Genomic DNA, 20,247 nt, shown 5'->3' with positions numbered 1-20,247 from the left:
AGAATTTAAATTTTTTCAAATTCTTGATTTTATAAAATATTGCCTAAATCGTCTTCAAATTTTTCCTTAATATAAAGTGAGGAATATTGAGAACAATTAAGACCAGATAAAATTAGACTTCTATCGTTAACCTTAGAAGTCCTTAAAATTATTTACTTAAACTCATATAAAATTATAAACGCTTGGTTTCACTCTCGCATTTTTCTGATGTTGAAGTTTGTTTAATAATATCGACGATGTTTGCAATGCAATATATTGTATTCAATTGGACATGTTTATTGTCATAGCTCTTTGCATGTTCATAGCCATTGATAATAAAGGTTTCAATTGGACTACGCCCCTCTGCACGAACATCTTGCCCAGACTGATAACATACCGTTCCATCTCCTTCTGAAGTGGGTTTAAGATCTAAATAAAATGTGGCTTTATTGGTTTTAGAAATTTTAGATTTTACATCAAGCAAAATTTCTCTTACACCATCTTCTTTATAGGCGTTGTCTTGTAAATTATGAGTTTTCGAGCCTTTAATGCTTAAATCTGCATCATTTTCTGCAGGATTATTGGGATCATCTTCTTTGATATCACTTCGATCTTTGATATCCGGGAACTGGATTAATTTTTTCTTACCATATAAGCTCATTAATTCAATCAATTCATTTTCACTGCTAATATTTAACTCTTCTTTACAGCGCCACACCACCTGACCAAATGCTTTAAAACTATTGTCAGCAGCATAATTGGCATACGTATTGGGATGATAAGAGTCTTTTATATAATCATGTAATTCTTTAACAGTTTCTATATTCTTTACATAAACATCAAAAATACTATCGTATCCCTCCTTATCTACAGTTTTTGCAACCAATCCAGCAGGATCAATAAAATCAGGATTGATCATCGCCCACCAACTATCTTTTCTTTGGTAAATGTCAGTATATGGATCGGTACTTTTTGGTAATGTGGCGATAATTTCACCGCTAGGCGTTTTGGCTTTAATGACTAACCATGCTCTAGGATTTTTGGGAAAATCCACAGCATTGGAATAATTTGAAAAAGGTAATAGTTCTAATCCGCCAGGTGCATTCGCCAATGTTGCGGTGAGACGTTCAGAAGTATTTCCAAACATAAATTTAGTTGCCCAAGCAGCAGCACTTTTAAAGAGTCCTGTTGACGCTTTCCAACCATCCCAGCCTACAGTTAGACGCTGATATACCGCTGGTGCACCACTGGCAGGCATCGCACCATGTACCACACCGGCAATCTTATCTTTAACTTTTTCATTTTGAATCAAAGCACGAGTCACCAATCCACCCATAGAGTGACTGACAATAATAAATTTCTTAAATTTTGCGCTAGGAAATTCTTTTTTAACTTGTGCCATAACTTCATTATTGAGTCGGTCCGCAACATGATCCGCTGACTTCATATTGGTCTGTAACCAGTTATAGCCACAAGCAAACACTGGAAAAGCATAATCAGCCAATTGCTCATGCTTTTCTAAACCTAATAATTCAACTGTTTTTTCAGCAGACCAATTTTTAAGTATTTTTTCAGTTGCCTTATTGCCCGGATGGACAATTTTTTCCCATTCAGTTGTACCATTAAACTGGTCTTTTTTTTGCTCACTTAACTTTTTAAAGGGCTGATTAAGCTGACTTTCCATAAAAATCAATAAATCTGCATAACCAATGGTAATCACAGAGCCCCAACCGCGTGCCAAAGCCACGTCTTTGGTGATATGTGGAATTCGCTTTTTACTTATTTTTACATCGCCATCATAACCCACCTGAGTTGTTGCTGGATTCAAGACAATTTGTCGTTCACGTGCATCTCGTTTACTGTATTCAATAATGGTGGAAAGTGATATTCGAGGATACCAAACTTTATTTTTCTTTGCGTCTTTAATATTTGAGCCCATAATGCCTGGAATAAAAATAACCGGCACGACATGTGTTACAGGTGCTGGGATTTCACACTCGGTATTAACACTATCCGGTGTGGTATGTGAAACATAGGAAACACTTCCAGATTTATAAAGCCTTTCATAGGCCTCATGACGATGTATATGATTTGACATTGTTATTCTCAGAATTTACGTATGGTTTTTAAAATTGACTCATAAAGTTTTAAGGCGTCATATTGTTGTAAACTACTACTTTCACTAAGCGGGGAAGAATATCCAGTATCAGTCTCAAAACTAATCAATGGATCCTGATTCTTATTGGCACTGCCCGTATGTTCCCATAGGGCGCTAATGCCATTTTTGCCTTTCATTTTTTCAACTGAAATCCATTCTTGACCCGTTAAATGAGCCGTATTTTTTTCACCTTTACGGATATTGCCTTTATCAATTTGACGTTGGCTTTGCCCAACCTCTTTAAACTTTTTTTCTATCCGGGGAATCATTGGCAAGACATATTCATCATTTGTTTCTGCCTCAAAACGTAATACCACTGTTGGATAGTTTTTAAAGTCAAAAGCTAGTGTTTGAATACTATAACGGTACTGTTCGGTTTCATCGTTAATAAAACCTTGATAAATACATTGTCCTATTTCTTTGGGAATCTCATGCTCATTACGATAGCGTAAGTTTTTCACTAAATTATGAATTGCTTCATTACTTTTCTTGGTTCTTTCTGGGGAGTCACTATGTCCGCCTTCAATTAAAAATAACGTATTTTTATCAAGTACAAATCCAAAGACATCATAAGGAAGTATTTTCTTATCCGCTAATTTCCCTTTAAAAATCTTAGTCACTCGACCATCAAATATCTGTTCTTTGGGGTCTTCAAAAACTTTCCGGTTGCCTTTTGAGTAATCATTTCTCCATTTTTGAACAGCAGCATCAAAATCTTGACGTGTTGCTTTAGTTTGAACTTTAATGGTAAAGGAATCATATTTATCATAACGTTCTAATGGATTTGCTTCAGCGGGGATATCAACCACATAACGCCCAATGCAATAAGTTTTGGTTTTTTCTAAATTGATCATGTTATTTCCAGTATTTTTTATTTCTGATTTTGCAAATGCACATCCTGTGTTGATGATACAAATAGTGAATAATAAACAAGAGCGTAATTTATTCATCGACATATCCTAATAATGTAATGACTGCTTTGGTCATAGCCAGTGACGTTACTTTCTCTGTTTTACCTTCGGCATCCGTAATACCTTCGATGGTTTTGCCATCTTCTGTTTTTATTTTATATTTCATATTTGGCATAGCTTTGCCTGCTTTATTACGTAACACAAAGCATTCAGCATAATCCATTTGAAGTTTTGGCATGGCGGCTAAATCAGTAGTTAAAGTACTGCCTGGCATGGTTTTAATTTGCCCTGCTTTAAAGGATAGGGTGCCTGGGCAAACAATATCTATATTGCCATCTTCAATTTTAATGAAACCACCGCCAGATGAGATCAGTATTCCTTTACCACTTTCGACTTTGATAAAGTCATTAATCGCATAAATATGCATCAGTTCTTGTGAGGCGATTTTCATGCTGCTTGCTTGTGACTCAATTTCGACTGCACCTTGCCCAGCTTTGATTTTGATACCCGCTGCTTGAGCAAAGAGTGAAATTTTATCTAAAACGTTTGCCAGAAAAGCTCGACCTGAAAAAATTTGAACATTACGTTCTGAACTTATATCAATGTTTTCTTTGGCTTGGGCAATTATGCCTTTATCTGCATCGAAAATAAGTGAATCCTTTGCATCGATTGCAATATAAGGGGTCGAATCTGATTCATTCCAGTTCGGAAGCGCTATTTTTATGGCTTCTTGTAACTCCAATGCTGGCGCAGAAGTTTGGTGTTGTTTCGCTGCTTCCTGAATGGCTTGATTAGTTGCTAAGAATTTTTCGATATTATTTTGAAGATTGTCGCGATCAAGTTGGTTTCCAGCAGCATTACTTGCTATTTCTGTTGTAATTAATATTCCTTTAGGCGCACGTATTCCGCCCCAATCATCGGTCCTTAACTCAAACCCTTCACCACGACCATCACTTTCTGCGGTTTCTTTGGGATGACTTAGATTGCCTAAATTTAGCTGTGTTGCACCGTGGCTAGATTGTAGCTGTGTACTCAGTTGCCCAGTGCTATCGTCAAATCTGAGTTGCCCAAAGCCTTCCCCCGAAATCTCTTTTGATCGAATACCACTCAGCTTTTTGGTTTCTGGCAATTTGCCTTTGATATCAAATTGGGTTGGACTTCGATGTCCTTCATGGATTCGTCCTGTAACAAAGGGTCTGTCAATATTACCATCAAAAAAATCAATCACTACCGTCTCACCAGCACGAGGTAGAAATCTTGCACCATAACCTTCACCCGCCCATGGCGTCAGTACATCGACCCATGCAGAATCGGTATCAGTATCGTTTGAACCAGCACCACCATCATGAGCATGATCTTCAATTCGAGTAAATAGGAAACGTACTTTTATCCGACCCCATTCATCCACATAGATTTCATCACCATCACTGACCACTTTGGCACGTTGTACGTGAGCCGTTGGTCGATGTTTTAAAGGGTCATATTCAGGAACGATATCAATGTTACGACGAACTAAGGTAAGCTCATTGGCTTGACGTTCTTGTTTACTGTCTTTATTGCTTTGCCAATGGCTGAGGGTGAGTAGTTTTTCAACTTGATCTTGAATATCTTTGGGAAAGTTGTTCTGATGGTAAAAGTGCTTATTCAGTATAAGCAGTTCCTTATCACTTCCACGATGATTTCTGTCCAACTCTGGATGATCAGTCAATTGAAACCAATAGCCAACCTGTGTATCACGGACACTACTATGCGCGGTAAAGTATTTGGCTTGCAAAGCTTGATATTGATTCAGTTGTTTATTCAGTTTATCGAGTTGGCTATTTCCTGATGCTGTGGCTTGGTCTTCACCTTTAAGGTCACGGATCCATGCAGGAGAGATATTCCAAGTTTGTTCTAGACTTAGACTCTCATTGTCGCGTTGTGCGCTGTGTTTGTGTGAACTTAGGACGGAACCACTGGCGTCTTCTTGAGTTAAACTGTCTGCTTGCCAACGCTGGACGTGGATTGCTGTAGATTGTAATTGTCTCTTTGCGATAAAACTGGTGATACTGTCATACTGTTCCGTTGCATTCGATCGATGATAACGAATGGTTCTACGCTCAAGGGCCTTAAATTGGGCATTGTCATCAATTAATCTTAGTTTCTGTGGTTCAATACTATTACTAGAAACCAAGTAATTCGACTCATCGATCAGCCAGTTAATTGATTCTTCACGTAAAATCCGAGTAAGGTATTCATAATCAGATTCGTTTGATTGCATGGAGAATGGACGAACATCATAGTCTTTGGTTAAGCCACTGCTATCCAGTATTAAACTTGCTGCAAACAAGGCACTTTTGGATTGCCATTCTTTTACGATAATTTCGCAAATTTCCACAACACGCTTATCCATGAACACGCGGCTATTACGTCTTTTATGCCATAAACTGGTTGGATCTTGCATGGTTAATCGATAAAGGCTCAATGCACCATCGGATTGTCCCTGACTTGCACCTGTGATAATCCCTGTCGTTCTAAACAACCTGCCTGAATCTGTAACTTGGTCCACACTCACCTGACAACCAATAAATTGTTTTAATTCTATAAATGGATTTAAGGATAAACAGATCAGTTCTGCGGATAAGCCCTCGTTGACAGCATGATAACCATCAATACGTTGTAACATGATTTGGGAATTGAGTTCCAAATTTGAAAATTGGACACTCATCGCACGTTTTTGAGTTCCGAAGCCAAACTTATCCAAGAAGATAGAAATATTATTCAACATTTTATTATTATAGCCTTACAATTGATAAGTAAAACTTAACATAAAATTTAGTATGGCTCAAATTTACTGGATTATTGTTGTGTTCCAAATTCAATATTCATCTAGAGATATAAATTTAAATTAGGCTTCTTTCATAAGTCCTTTTTAAAACTATAAATCAACATAAAATCCTCCTAATCCTAGCCTTCCCAAAGGGAGAAGAAACTTTCAATATCCATATGATTGCTCAACAGGATCATTTTTTGATTTATGAAAGAGATCTATTATTGATATTATTTTGAAAAATAAAAACCCAAGACGAATCTTGGGTATTTCACTTATGTTCTAAAGTAAAATGCGTTTAACTTGCTAAGCCAACAGCTTTAGCACGTGCCTTATGTAACTTCTTATAGCTGTCAATAAGTCTTAAATGACGATCAAGCCCTTCAAGCTGCATACTGGTTTCAGTCAAACCATAAAAACGCATACTGCCGTCTAGAGAACCAATAACTGCATCCATTCGTTCATCACCAAACATACGACGGAAATTCGCTTCATAGTCATCTAAATCCATGTCGTCATCTAGTTCAACTTCAAGCATTACATTCATACACTGGTAGAACAAGCCGCGTTCTACAGTATTGGTATTGTATTGCAGGAATTGTTCAACTAAATCTTTGGCTTCTTCAAACTGTTGTAAAGCAAGATAAATCAACAGTTTTAACTCAAGGATGGTCAGTTGTCCCCACACAGTATTATCATCAAATTCAATCCCAATTAAAGTTACGATATCGGTGTAATCATCTACTTCAACTTCTTCAAGACGTTCAACTAAAGCTTCAAGTTGTTCATCATCTAAACGATGAAGATTTAAGATATCTTCACGGAATAACAATGCTTTGTTGGTATTGTCCCAAATTAAGTCTTCAACCAAATAAATTTCAGAATAATCAGGCACAATGATACGGCAAGCTGTCGCGCCTAAGTGCTCATAGACAGCCATATAGACTTCCTTGCCCATTTCTTCAAGAATGTTCAGCATGGTCTTTACTTCTTCAGCATTGGCATTTTCACCCGCACTGCTAAAATCCCACTCAACAAAGTCATGATCTGATTTTGCACTAAAGAAACGCCAAGACACCACACCACTTGAATCGATAAAATGTTCAACAAAATTATTCGGTTCAGTCACCGCATTACTGCTAAAGGTTGGTTTAGGTAAATCATTTAAACCTTCAAAACTACGACCTTGTAACAATTCAGTTAAGCTACGCTCTAAAGCAACTTCAAGCTTAGGGTGTGCACCAAACGATGCAAATACGCCACCTGTACGTGGGTTCATCAACGTGACACACATCACTGGAAATTCACCACCCAACGATGCATCTTTAACCAAGACTGGAAAGCCCTGTTCTTCTAGGCCTTTAATGCCCTCAACAATACGCGGGTATTTTGCTAAAACATCTTCAGGTACATCTGGAAGTGCAATTTCTCCCTCTAAAATTTCACGTTTAACCGCACGTTCAAAAATTTCAGATAAACACTGTACTTGAGCTTCGGCTAAGGTGTTTCCTGCACTCATACCATTGCTTAGATATAAGTTTTCAATCAAATTTGATGGGAAATATACAACTTCTTGATCTGATTGGCGTACAAATGGTAATGAACAAATCCCACGCTCAGTATTACCAGAGTTGGTGTCATACAAATGCGTACCTAACAATTCATTGTCTGGGTTATATACCTCTAATGTATATACATCCAGTATTTCTTTAGGTAGCGCTCCATTTGGTCCTGGTTTAAACCATTTTTCATCTGGATAATGTACAAACTCAGCATTGGCAATGTCTTGACCCCAAAACTGGTCGTTGTAGAAGAAATTACAATTTAAACGCTCAATGAACTCGCCTAATGCCGAAGCCAAGGCGCTTTCTTTGGTTGAACCTTTACCATTGGTAAAACACATTGGAGATTGCGCATCACGAATATGTAATGACCATACATTTGGAACAATATTTCGCCATGAGGCAATTTCAATTTTCATTCCCAAACCTGCCAGAATCTCTGACATATTGGCAATAGTTTGCTCTAAAGGTAGATCTTTACCTTCAATATAAGTTGAGCTTTCTTGTGCTAAGTTGGGCATGAGCAATGCTTGTGCATCGGCATCAATACTTTCAACTTCTTCAATAACAAATTCAGGACCTGTTTGGATGACTTTTTTAACGGTACAACGATCGATCGAACGCAAAATACCTTGACGATCTTTATCCGAAATATCCGCAGGCAGTTCAACCTGAATTTTAAAAATTTGTTTATAACGGTTTTCAGGATCGACAATATTGTTTTGCGATAAACGAATATTATCTGTTGGGATATCACGAGCTGCACAATACACTTTTACAAAGTAAGCAGCACACAAAGCAGATGATGCAAGAAAATAATCGAAAGGACCCGGCGCAGAGCCATCACCTTTATAGCGAATGGGTTGATCAGCAATTACTGTAAAGTCATCGAACTTGGCTTCTTGTCGAAGATTGTCGAGGTAATTGACTTTGATTTCCATGTGGGCACCTAAATATTCTTATGTGTTGGCATGGACACATAAAATTTAAATATTGAAAAATAAGCCGAATCACGGAGAAGAAATTGACTTAAAACGAACCAACCTCAACTGAGGTCAGTAATAATGGACGCTATTATAGAATTATTTTACACAATTGATAACTTTAGAATGGAAAGTTTGAAAATACTTTAAACAAAAGCCATTCCTAGAAATGACTTTGTTGATTAAAATTTTTACAGCCGCACTTAAAGCACCGGAATGATCGAAGGAAGCATGTCATGAATGGTCTTACCATTACAGGTATCGCCAATCGCAGACATTTTCCATGCGCCATTGTGGCGATAAACTTTAGCGATAATCAAGGCAGTATAATTGCCTTTTGCTGAAAGGTTATATTTTGCGATTTCAGTATTGGTATTTGAGTCAACTAAACGACAAAAAGCATTTTCAACTTTTTCAAAAGTTTGACCGCGGAAACTACTAATTGTAAAAACCAGTGCTTTGACTTGCGGTGGGATTTTGGTTAGATCAACATGGATCACTTCATCATCGCCATCACCAGCACCTGTCCGATTATCCCCTGAATGCCAAATACTGCCATCCTTACTTTTTAATTGACCGAACCATACTGCATCAAGCGGTTGGTTGTTTTCATCAAAAATAATGACTGAAGCATCAAGGTCGATTGAATCACCACCACCGCCACCAAAAAGACCACCTAAAAATCCGCCACTCTTCGCCACATCCCAGCCTGCACCAAGATAAATTTTGGTCAAAGATGAACCATCACCTTTTTCTAAAGAGATTTTTTGACCTTTTACTAAACTAATACTCATGTGTTTCCCTCATAGATTTAATTGTTTCTATTTAAATTTAAAGCTGAAGATAACCATGTGAGGTAGCTCTTGCGATTTCGGGAACAAATAATGACTTTGCCATTGCCCCTAAACTTAAGCACCATACCTTCACCACTGGTAAAACTGTTTAAAAGATTTCCAACAATTCCGCGGTTTTGTGAACTTGGCATACCAATGTTGTAACTTAAAGACGAATCCCATGCCACAACATGACCATTATCAATGGTGGTTTCTCCGTTCTGGGTACTGACATCGACTTCCATCAAGGTACCACAGCCTGAAATACACAGTTGTCCTTGTCCAGATGATTCCATCACCACAAAACCACCCGTATCACCAAAAAATCCACCACCTAAGTTTGCTTGAATCTTGGCTTTGACATTGACATGTTCTGTTGCTGCAACAAAAGCCCCATCAGATAAAGTGTATTGCTGAGGGCCAATGTTAAGAATTTGCATATCACCATCTATGTTTGGAGAAAGTAGACACTGTCCATGACCAAATGATGCTTTGATTTCTTGCTGAAACAGCGATTCACCTGTGGTAAATCTACGCATAAATGATTGAAATAAGCCGCCACGTAAATTCCCTGCCAATTCTAAATTTTGTTCAATCATGACCATTGCATCAGATTCACAAAATATTTTTTCTCCCTGTACCAAATCGACCAATAGAAATGGTTCTGGGCTGCCTACAAGTTCAAATTTAGCCATCGATTGTCCTCACTTTATCGAATAATGTTTTTATTTTTCGCTTCTTTTAACCACAGTGGAAATTCCTGAAGCAGCGCATCATACAGTTGTGCTTCAGGCATACTTTGAATATTGCTCATTTCAAAAAAATTGCAATTATCTACTACTCGCCCATCCATGGTATCGAGTTGTTCCAACACACCATAGTTACGGCCGCCGATACCCACGAACTGCCAAAAAATAGGAAAACTGGATGCATTTTTAAGAATATTTTTAATCTTTTTACTTTCACTGACCCCGCCATCTGAAACAAATACCACGTATACGGGTAAATGAGATGGATTTTCTTGGGTGAAATACTGGATCACGGCTTCAAGTACAGCGGGTTCATTATTATAACGTGCACCCGCTTTCCACTTTGGATGACCGCCTTGATCTGTATTGACAAAATTTTCTAAGTTGTTCAAGGTTACATCGCTTAAACGCAAGGATTTTTCTGCAAATGCCCAGCACTCAAAACTACCATCATCATCAAAATTGACTGCCAATGGCATAATTCGGTCGAGTACTTTTTGCACATCACCTTTTATATATTGTTGGTGCATTGAACCAGAATAATCGAGCACCAAAGCTACGCGAGCTTTTACATCGAGTAAATTATTTTTTTCTAAACTGATCAAAGACTTTTTAGTAATATCTACCAAGTGTGGTGCTGCATTTTGGATTTTATCCAATACCACTTTCTTTTTCAGATCAATCGTAGATGCGCTATTGCTTATCGATGGGTTTGCTGTTGATGGAGTAGCTGTTGCACTTTCTTCAACTTCTCCCCCAAAGTGCTCAACTAAAGCCTTTAAGCCACCATTAAAACCTTGACCAATTGCAGCGATACGCCAAGCATCACTTTTAAAGTAAATCTCAGTCAGCATCACAGCTTTTTCTTGGCTAAAATTAGAACCATTTAAAACATAACTGGCAACAACCTGACCCTGTTGATTAGATAACTCAACCTGAATCGATTGTATATTTTGGATTTGAGACTGTTCATTGGCTAAGGTTGCACAAATAACAAAACGTGACGTTCGTGTTGCATCTATCTTGTTTAAATCAAAGGTAAAATTATGTATGTTGCCTTGAAGCTGATATTGAACTTCGCCTTTCGGAGTCTGTGGCTGATTATAGAAAGTCATATAATCATCATGGAAAAGTTTATCGTTTGGCGCAATACCAAAACTAGAAATATCGATTTCAAAAGGTGCTTGAACTTGTACACGTACTTTAAACTGTGTCTCTGTCTGCAACAATTGGTGAAGTGCCATTTTTTGGCCAGTGATGAATTGCATTGTTGTTCTCTATTTAGTACTTGAAAATAATTTTTACTGTGTCCATAAATGAACCGATTTAAACCGAATCACTTTCAAGTACTAAAAGATAAATCTTTTAGTACTGATTTTAAAAATTAAACTGCAACACCATAACTTGCAGCCAAAGCGCCTAAGCCACCGTTAAAACCTTGACCAACTGCTTTGAATTTCCACTCACCGCTATGACGGTATAATTCACCAAAGATCATCGCAACTTCTGTACTACCGTCTTCAGATAAGTCAAAACGTGCAAGTTCTTCTGCATTGCTATCTTTATTGATTACACGGATATAGGCTTTGTCGACCATACCGAAGTTTTGACCATTTTGTTGGCCTTCATGAATGGTTACAGCAAATACAATTTTAGCCACATCTGCTGGAACTTTAGATAAATCAACTGAAATTGTTTCGTCATCACCATCACCGTCACCTGTACGGTTATCGCCGTTATGGTTGACAGAACCACAAGGAGAAGTTTTTTGGTTAAAGAAGATGAAGTCGCCATCTAAACGAACTTTGCCATTTTCACCAGTCAGAAAAGCAACAGCATCCAAGTCAAATGCTTTACCATCTGTCACACGAGGATTCCAGCCTAAACCTAAGTCTACTTTATTCATTGTAGGCGCTGTTTTAGACAGGTTGATGTTACCGCCTTTTGATAAATTAATAGCCATTTTTTAGTTTCCTTTGTCAGTTGTTGTTTCAAGAGATTGTTTTTTACTATAAGAAATTGATGAGATCACTGCCCAAACAATAAACGCGACACCAATCAGACCTGTTACGACTTCAGGTACATGTAAACCTGTACCACTTGCAAGCATGATGAATGCAAGTGCACCAATCGCATAATGCGCGCCATGTTCTAAATAAACATAAGCATCAAGCGTACCTTTTTCTACAAGGTAAACCGTCATCGAACGCACGAAGATTGCACCGATTGCCAAGCCCAGCATAATAATTACCACATCACTGGTAATTGCAAAAGCACCGATTACACCATCGAAACTAAAAGACGCATCAAGTACTTCAAGATACAAGAAGCCACCGATACCGCCTTTGATAATTGTACCTGTGACTGGTGCACCATTATTTGAACTGGTTTGTTCAGTCGCTGGTTCTTGCTCATCATCATGTGAACCGCCTTCAAGCAAGTGTCCGATCACCTGAACACCGACATAAATCACAATTCCCCAGATCCCAGCCATAGTTACAACAAGGCGAGAAGATTCAGGTACAAAATTAGCCATAACCAATAATGCACATAATGAAATAAACACTGAAATCGCTTGAATATTGCCTAGATCAGCGAGTTTTGACTCCAACCAATGGAACCAATGCTCATCTTTTTCATCATCAAATAAGAAGTTAAGGAACACCAAAAGTAAGAACATACCACCAAATGCTGCAATTTCAGCATGATGTGCCATGAGTTTTTCAGAGTAGGTTTTCGGATCGTTCAACGCGAGTTTTGCGACTTCTATCATCCCCATGTCTGCAGTGACGCCAACAATGAGTAATGGAAAGATTAAACGCATACCAAATACAGCGATAACAATACCGACTGTCAAAAATAAGGTTCGCCAGAAATGATTCCAGTGCTTAAGTACTGAAGCATTTACCACAGCATTATCAAATGATAAAGAAACTTCCATTACTGCAAGAATTGCAGTAATTGCCAATGCCTTGAACATGGTCATTAGGCCAGCTTGGGGCCCATGTGTAAAACCCCAATACGCTGAAATTGCTAAACAAATGATGGTAAAAAGAATCGAAAAGCGAAAATGTTTCATCCATTGAACTCTTATATTAGATGCTTATACCGAACTGTTGGCACATTGCGCTTAAACCGCCAGCATAACCCTGTCCTACAGCTCGAAACTTCCACTCACCATTGTGGCGATATAATTCACCAAAAATCATGGCAGTTTCTGTTGAATAATCTTCATTCAAATCGAAACGAACAATTTCAGTATTGCTTTGATCATTTACCACACGAATAAACGCATTTTGAACTTGACCAAAATTTTGACCGCGACTTTCACCTTCATGAATGGTAACTGTAATCGCAATCTTTTGAACATCTGCAGGTACTTTTGCCAGATTAATACGAACCGCTTCATCATCACCATCACCCGCACCTGTACGGTTATCGCCTGTATGTTCAACAGAACCTTCTGGTGAACGAGTTTGGTTATAGAAAATGAAATCATGTTCACCACGGACTTTACCACTTTCACTTAATAAAAATGCCGAAGCATCTAAGTCAAAATCTGTTCCGTCAGTTGCACGCGCATCCCAACCTAAGCCGACCAAAACTTGGTTTAAACTTGGGTCAGTTTTGCTTAAAGATAAGTTGCCACCTTTGTTTAATGAAATTGCCATTTATATTTCCTCTACTTTATTGCAGTGTGCATTGATTGTTTAAATATATGCAGTCGATTAATTTTTAGAACCATGTGTCCATCGGAAACCGAAACCATAATGTTCATCTAAATATTTTTGATCTTTAAAATAACGAACTTCTCGGTTGGCTTGTATAGTGCCATTGTTATTCTTTAATTCTACAATAGAACATGTTGTCAATTGATTACCATCCGTCAAATGAACTTCAATTTCGGGTTGGTCTGGGATCTTAATGGTGACCACGCCATCCGTTGCTGCCCATTGCGCAGCACCTTGATAAATATAAGCATAAATCACAATACGCTCAATTTGATCCCACTGATTACCATTAATGTGCAGATTTTCACCTTGTACAGATGAACCAGTACGATCATCACCATCAAGCTGAATAAATGGTTTGATCTCAAAACGACCAAAACGATTGCCCAGCGGTTGCACTAAATCAATTTCACCATTTTTAAGTTGTACCATCGCACCAAGATCCAGATCTATTGCACTTGAACTCGATAGTTTCTGAAAAAATGATTGGGATTTGGGCTGGCTTTTATTCCAGTTTAAATTGACTGAAATTTTCCCAAAACCATTGCCTTTTTTGCTTAAATTGATGCTTGAATTGTTTTTATCTAGTCTAATTTTAGACAAATTAATATTTGAATTTGAATTTGAATTTGAATTTGAATTTGTAGGTGTAGGTGTAGGTGTAGGTGTAGGTGTAGGTGTAGTGTTTTTCACTTCATCGGCAATCACAACACCAAAGTTTTCTGCCAATGGCTTTAATCCACCATTAAATCCTTGGCCAACAAAGCGAAACTTCCATTGGTTGTTATGTAAATAAATCTCGGTAAGGATTAAGGCTTTTTCAGTTCTATTGCGAGTGTCCAAATGTGCAGTCGCAATACGCTGTTGTGCTGCATAAAGCTCAATATCAATCGGAACAATATTTCCAATAGTGTTTGGTTCATTGATCGTGACACAAATGGCGATTTTTTGAATTTGTGCATCTAAAAGTGCAGTATTGATTTTTAATTTGGTGAGATTTGGATTCTTAGATGACGATTCTAGCAAAACCACACTTTGATTGGATGTTTGACGTTGTCCATAAAAAATCATGTCCTGATCACCACGCACTTTAAGCGTGCCTTGGGCCAGTAAATACGCAGTAACATCTAATTCAATCTCAGAAGAAAAACCTGTTTTAATACAAATTTCAATATCCTGAGCAGGTATTTGAATATTTCCACCAGCAACCAGCTGCATAAACCCTCCACTTTATAGATATATTATCGCTTTTTGATAAAATGAGTTTAAAATCATATGTTATTCAAATGAAGTTTTTTAAATTAACTTTCTTTATAAAAAACAAATAAAAATAGATGTGTTATGTTTTACCATAAAAATGACTAATCTCAAGTGTTTCAGTGTTTTTTTTCTTGGGGTTTGATTACTTTTACAAAATATTAAAATTAAATATTGTATCACTACGGGGAATTGTTATATTTTCCAGCGCATCAGATTAATCGCTTTAAAAACTTCGTTATTCTTTATAAAAATTTGAGATTAAATTAGCCGTGCTACAGCAATATAAAATTTGGATCGCCGAGTGTTATTCCTGTCAAAATGATATGATTCAATTACTGAAAAGTTCTAATATATCAAAACAACTGACTATATTTTGTTCTCATAGCCGTAATCGCCCCGAACTTGCCTTAAGTGCTGATGTTTATCTTCAGCAACCTGCTATTTCAAAGAGCGCTGAATGGTTATTAGAACAATGTATTGAACATAATATTCAACTGCTCTTCTGTGGAAAGCACAGCCAACATATTGAGCCGTTTAGAGCCCAATTTGAACAACATGCTATTCAGTTGATTACTGGTACACTCAGCTCAGAACAGCATGAGTTGATGAACAATAAATACCAGTTTACTTTACATTGCGAAGCGCAAAATTTATCTGTCATTCCAGCGTTATTAGCAAATTCCACAGAAACGCTGAAAAGATCTATTGAAACATTGCAGCTACAACATAGTGAGATCTGCGCTAAGCCTGTTTATGGGGTTTATGGTGCAGGTTTTGTCCGTTTACAGAATCATGTGTCGTACTTTAAAAACTTTAGCTCACCGACCAAATGTAATACCCAGCAATTTATAGAGGCATATAATCAACAGGAAGCGCCTGTTGAATATCTGATTATGCCTTATTTGGCTGGGCAAGAATGTTCAGTTGATATTGCTTGTAGTCAAGGAAAGATCATTGCTCAAGTAACCAGAATCAAACATGTTTATTTTCAAGAGTGTTTTTTGCAACATCCTTGTCATCAAATTTGTATAGATTTAGTCGATTATTTTCAATGTGATGGACTAATTAACATCCAATTTAAACAAGATGAAAGCTTGCAATGGCATATTCTTGAGATCAATCCACGCCCTGCTGGTGGTTTTGCTTATACACAACATACGGGAGTCAATTTAATTGCCGAACTAATTGCTGAAAAATTAAATTTGAACTTAGTTCGAGCACCGCAACAATCGCCTGTTAAAGCTTTACCGATTGCCCATAGTATAAAATTGGATTTGTAATATAGATGAAGCATATAGATTTAAGTCGTGGGCGAATCACTGTTCAAGTTAACCAACAACATAGCCACTGGGCTTTAGATGATTTATTAGATTTTGCAGAAAGAATCAATCCTAAAAGAGCATTTTTATTTGTTTCCAAAGTATTGGGGAAACATATTCCTGTTGCACCCTCTGTAATGCAGCGTAGCTATAGCGATTTAGCCAGTTTAGTGCCTACAGATTTGGCTGGGCCAATCTGTGTCATTGGTATGGCTGAAACAGCCGTCGGTTTAGGTGCTGGGGTTTATCGTGAATTAAAAAAACAACATGGCAAAAATGCGATTTTCTTAACCACAACACGACACCCTATATCGACCTTACCGACATTGGGGCTTTTTCTAGAAGAACATAGTCATGCACAAGATCAGTTTATTCTAAGCAGCCACGATCCAGTTAAACATCAGCAAGTGGTTGATTCAAAGACCTTGATTTTAGTTGATGATGAAATTTCAACAGGGAAAACCTTTAAAAATCTGATCAATAGTTTAACCAATTCCGGTTTGCAGCAAATTGAACGCGTAATATTGGTCACCTTGGTAAACTGGGCTGAGCACAGTCTTGCAACGGATGAGCTTGATATCCCAGTGGAAGTGGTTTCATTATTGCAGGGAAATTGGCAGTGGCAAGCGAATCAACACAATATTCAGGTTAATATGCCCAATGTCAGCTCCACTGAGCAACAGGCACAGAAAATTATTGCACCAAATAATTGGGGGCGTGAGCCAGGCTATTTAGAATGTAAGCCATGGGAACATATTCACATCAATCATCCAGGCGAAAAAATACTTGTACTCGGTTCAGGTGAGTTTAGTTGGATCCCTTTTCTGATTGCAGAACAGTTGGAACAACAAGGTGCTGAAACTTATTTTAGTTCAACAACCCGTTCACCAATCATGCAAGGACATGCAATAAAAAGTATTTGCCAGTTTCATGATAACTATGGGCTCAATATTCAAAACTTTGCTTATAACGTAAAACATCAAGAATTTGATCGGGTGCTTTTGGTGATTGAAACACATCAAGATAGTGTAGCCCCAAGCTTGTTTGAACAAATTAAAAATTTGGAAGTGATCAGTTATGAACCCTAAACCTTTGGTCTTTGTCGACTTGGATGACACTTTATTTCAAACTTATCGAAAACAACAACCGACACCACAACATCAGATGGTGACTACGGATGTTTCAGGACAACCACTTTCATATATGAGCCCAAAACAGCAGTCTTTTTTGAATTGGTTGCTTGAATCTGCAGAAGTTGTACCTGTAACTGCTCGCTCAGTTGAAGGCTTTAAACGTGTACAAATCCCCTTTCAATATGGTGCGATTTGTTCCCACGGTGGCACGATTTTGGATCGAAATTTAGTCGTGGATACAGACTGGTTTGATCTTCAAAAACAACATGAAATTCAACTCAATGGCATACTGACTGACTTGCCAGATGCTTTGCATGACTATGCCAAAGATTTGGGTGAAGTCAGAACTTGGACCTTGGTTGAAAACGAACTGAGTATTTATTCTGTTGCAAAACAAAAACAAGCTGGTGCGTTATTTTTAGATCAGCTTGTTGAAAAATTACCTAAAACGCTACTGGAACAATGCTATATCCATATCAATGGCAATAATCTGGCGATTATTCCACATCATGTCAGCAAACAAAGCGCGGTTGAGTTCTATATTCAAAAACATGATCCGCAACGGGAACGTATTATTTTAGGTTGGGGCGATAGTCTATCAGATGCTGGATTCCTCAGCTGTTGTGATTGGTTTGGAATGCCGAAAAGCAGTCAGTTGGATAAGTTTCTCAATACGCAATTAAGCCATGATTTTGACACTAAAGGATATTTAGGTCATGTCTAATGCATTGATCACACCACTCAATCCAATCTTGAGTAAACTTGGCTTTCACGGTTCATATCGTCCCGAAGATGTCACTTTTTTGATGCAGATTGATGATATTCAACCCACTGCAGTTGAAGAAAAAGAATATCTGATCCAGTCAGGAAAAATGCACTATTCACAAATGATCAGTGCTGAACATCCACCAACGGATGAACAGATGCAACATTATCAGCATGCCTTTGAACAAGGTGCACAGCGCCTTGCCGAAGAAGTTCAGAAACTTGGCAACAGTTTGATGCAACGTTTTCCCAAACAAGAGATTGTTTTGGTGAGCTTAGTTCGTGCTGGTGTTCCTTTAGGTGTTTTACTTAAGCATTACCTTGAAAAGCATCAGTCTTGCTATCACTATGGTATTAGTATTATTCGTGATCGTGGTGTCGACTTTGCTGCACTGCAAGCGATTATTGAACAACATGGTGCTGAAAATATCGTTTTTGTAGATGGCTGGACAGGTAAAGGCGCAATATGCAAAGAACTCACAAAAAATCTACAAGACATTCCTGAGCTCTTTGATGAAAATTGGCAGATCCCGCGTTTAGTTACCCTGTCTGATTTGGGTGGTTATTCTTGGTTAAGTGCCAGTACAGATGATTGGTTGATTCCATTTGGGATATTGGGTTCTGTGATCTCTGGACTGACTTCTCGGACGATTTTAAAAGAAAGCATAGAAAAGCAAGATGCCCGAAACAATTGCTATCAGACACAAAAATGGCATAGTTGTTTGATCTATGATCAGCTAAAACCTTATGACCTCTCTGTCAATTTTATTGAGAAAATACGACTGCTGATTGAACAAAACCCAACGGATAAACAGGTGAACTGGAACAATCAAATTCGTTTAGTACAACAGCAGCAATGTGCAGAAACGATTGAATGGATTGCAGCACAATATGCGATTCAAAATATTAACCATATAAAACCCAGTATTGCTGAAGCAACCCGTGCAGTTTTAAGACGCGTACCTGAGCGAATCTTATTGAAAGATGAATCTAACCCTCATGTACAATTATTATTGCACTTTGCACGTGAGCGAAATATTCCAGTCGATATTCTGGGAACAAAATTAGGTCCTTATCACGCAGCAACATTGATAAAAAAAGTAGAGAAGAACAAATGAAGCCACTTTTACACGCCATTGAGCTTGGCGCGACCATGTATATTCCTGCAACACATGAACAATTGTGGGAAGTTACCCAAGGAATTAAATTTCCGCAGATTAAATCAATTGCGGTATGTCTTGAAGATGCTGTACTCGAATCAGATGTTCAAACGGCGATGGTGAATTTAAAACATTTATTGCAAAGACGACTGGATGAACCCAGTTTAAAAGCCCCTGCCATTTTTATCCGCCCAAGAAATATGGAAATGGCAAAGCACATTGTCGACTGGGATCTAAATCAAACATTTAATGGCATGATTTTGCCCAAGTTTAATGTATTTAATCTCAAGAATTGGATGAATGTATTACCTGCCAATTTGCAATATATGCCGACACTTGAAACCAAAGAAATCTTTGATGTGGCACACAATATTGAACTTTATCAAGCCCTTAAATATGACTTTCATAAAACATTATGTTTAAGAATTGGTGGCAATGACCTCTTGTCCTGTTTAAATTTGCGTAGACCCAAAAACACCACGATTTATCAGACGCCTGTGGGCATTTTGATTTCACAATTGGCGGGATTATTTATTCCCAACGGTTTTCAGTTGAGTTCACCTGTGTGTGAACATTTTGAAAATACACAGCTATTGATGCAAGAGCTGGAACAAGACATGAATAATGGAATTTATACCAAAACGGCAATTCATCCTGCTCAAATTGGTCATATTCATCATGCCTTACAAGTTCAACCAGAAGAGTTTCATGAGGCTCAGTTAATCTTAGCCCACGATGCTAAAAGTGTATTTAAATGTCATGGTTCAATGATCGAACCTGCAACCCATAAAAACTGGGCTGAAATGATTTTACTTAGATATAAAACTTTTGGTTTGGTCAAATCATCGTGTTCAACACATGACAAAATATTGGTGGTATAAGCCTTGATTAGAGG

Annotated in this window: 16 protein-coding genes; 5 read left to right on the top strand and 11 right to left on the bottom strand. The window is 37.8% G+C overall.

Annotated features, from left to right (window positions below; genetic code table 11):
* Nucleotides 1–172 precede the first annotated feature (172 nt).
* The 11 genes from PYV58_RS10985 to PYV58_RS10935 all read right to left on the bottom strand — a co-directional run bounded on the left by PYV58_RS10985 (nt 173) and on the right by PYV58_RS10935 (nt 14,933).
* The gene (locus PYV58_RS10985) at nt 173–2,077 is read right to left on the bottom strand and encodes a hypothetical protein (protein WP_034612943.1); all 1,905 of its coding nucleotides are present in this window, start codon (nt 2,075–2,077) and stop codon (nt 173–175) included.
* Between the two features lie 8 nt (nt 2,078–2,085).
* Nucleotides 2,086–3,087, bottom strand: a complete 1,002-nt coding sequence (locus tag PYV58_RS10980; protein ID WP_034612941.1) for a T6SS immunity protein Tli4 family protein — start codon at nt 3,085–3,087, stop codon at nt 2,086–2,088.
* Nucleotides 3,080–5,815 carry a type VI secretion system Vgr family protein gene (locus PYV58_RS10975; RefSeq protein ID WP_275059828.1) on the bottom strand — a complete coding sequence of 912 codons (2,736 nt, stop codon included), beginning with the start codon at nt 5,813–5,815 and terminating at the stop codon, nt 3,080–3,082. Before PYV58_RS10975 ends, PYV58_RS10980 begins: the two co-directional genes overlap by 8 nt.
* Before the next feature lie 340 nt (nt 5,816–6,155).
* The gene (locus PYV58_RS10970) at nt 6,156–8,360 is read right to left on the bottom strand and encodes an OsmC domain/YcaO domain-containing protein (RefSeq protein ID WP_034613110.1); all 2,205 of its coding nucleotides are present in this window, start codon (nt 8,358–8,360) and stop codon (nt 6,156–6,158) included.
* A gap of 245 nt (nt 8,361–8,605) precedes the next feature.
* Nucleotides 8,606–9,196 carry a TerD family protein gene (locus PYV58_RS10965; protein WP_004720371.1) on the bottom strand — a complete coding sequence of 197 codons (591 nt, stop codon included), beginning with the start codon at nt 9,194–9,196 and terminating at the stop codon, nt 8,606–8,608.
* A 17-nt stretch (nt 9,197–9,213) separates the two neighbouring features.
* Nucleotides 9,214–9,930 carry a TIGR00266 family protein gene (locus PYV58_RS10960; protein ID WP_004720370.1) on the bottom strand — a complete coding sequence of 239 codons (717 nt, stop codon included), beginning with the start codon at nt 9,928–9,930 and terminating at the stop codon, nt 9,214–9,216.
* A 14-nt stretch (nt 9,931–9,944) separates the two neighbouring features.
* On the bottom strand, nt 9,945–11,252 hold the full coding sequence (locus tag PYV58_RS10955) for a VWA domain-containing protein (RefSeq protein WP_034613113.1): 1,308 nt from the start codon (nt 11,250–11,252) through the stop codon (nt 9,945–9,947).
* Between the two features lie 116 nt (nt 11,253–11,368).
* Nucleotides 11,369–11,947: a TerD family protein gene (locus PYV58_RS10950; RefSeq protein ID WP_004821595.1), complete on the bottom strand. Its 579-nt coding sequence runs from the start codon at nt 11,945–11,947 to the stop codon at nt 11,369–11,371.
* 3 nt (nt 11,948–11,950) lie between these two features.
* Entirely contained in the window at nt 11,951–13,063 is a 1,113-nt protein-coding gene (locus tag PYV58_RS10945) for a DUF475 domain-containing protein (protein WP_034613116.1), read from the bottom strand.
* Nucleotides 13,064–13,079: 16 nt separating this feature from the next.
* The gene (locus tag PYV58_RS10940; protein ID WP_004821599.1) at nt 13,080–13,655 is read right to left on the bottom strand and encodes a TerD family protein; all 576 of its coding nucleotides are present in this window, start codon (nt 13,653–13,655) and stop codon (nt 13,080–13,082) included.
* A 57-nt stretch (nt 13,656–13,712) separates the two neighbouring features.
* Nucleotides 13,713–14,933: a TerD family protein gene (locus tag PYV58_RS10935; RefSeq protein WP_275059827.1), complete on the bottom strand. Its 1,221-nt coding sequence runs from the start codon at nt 14,931–14,933 to the stop codon at nt 13,713–13,715.
* Nucleotides 14,934–15,298: 365 nt separating this feature from the next.
* Between PYV58_RS10935 and PYV58_RS10930 the strand changes: the two genes are divergently transcribed.
* From PYV58_RS10930 to PYV58_RS10910, 5 genes are read left to right on the top strand one after another with little or no spacing between them, the layout of a single operon-like run.
* Nucleotides 15,299–16,255 (top strand): ATP-grasp domain-containing protein, encoded by a 957-nt coding sequence (locus PYV58_RS10930; protein WP_227504227.1) that lies wholly within the window; start codon nt 15,299–15,301, stop codon nt 16,253–16,255.
* Between the two features lie 5 nt (nt 16,256–16,260).
* Complete coding sequence (locus tag PYV58_RS10925) at nt 16,261–17,382, top strand: phosphoribosyltransferase domain-containing protein (RefSeq protein WP_034613125.1); 1,122 nt, start codon at nt 16,261–16,263, stop codon at nt 17,380–17,382.
* Nucleotides 17,372–18,151 (top strand): HAD family hydrolase, encoded by a 780-nt coding sequence (locus tag PYV58_RS10920; protein ID WP_034613129.1) that lies wholly within the window; start codon nt 17,372–17,374, stop codon nt 18,149–18,151. The genes PYV58_RS10925 and PYV58_RS10920 overlap by 11 nt, the downstream gene beginning before the upstream one ends.
* Nucleotides 18,144–19,310, top strand: a complete 1,167-nt coding sequence (locus tag PYV58_RS10915; protein ID WP_034613131.1) for a cysteine protease StiP family protein — start codon at nt 18,144–18,146, stop codon at nt 19,308–19,310. The genes PYV58_RS10920 and PYV58_RS10915 overlap by 8 nt, the downstream gene beginning before the upstream one ends.
* Nucleotides 19,307–20,233 carry an HpcH/HpaI aldolase/citrate lyase family protein gene (locus PYV58_RS10910; RefSeq protein WP_004821613.1) on the top strand — a complete coding sequence of 309 codons (927 nt, stop codon included), beginning with the start codon at nt 19,307–19,309 and terminating at the stop codon, nt 20,231–20,233. Before PYV58_RS10915 ends, PYV58_RS10910 begins: the two co-directional genes overlap by 4 nt.
* Nucleotides 20,234–20,247 lie beyond the last annotated feature (14 nt).

This window comes from Acinetobacter sp. TAC-1 (genome assembly GCF_029025845.1).
Classification (GTDB): domain Bacteria; phylum Pseudomonadota; class Gammaproteobacteria; order Pseudomonadales; family Moraxellaceae; genus Acinetobacter; species Acinetobacter guillouiae.
The sequence above is the reverse complement of the archived record's forward strand: the minus strand, read 5'-3'. Positions and strand labels throughout refer to the sequence as shown.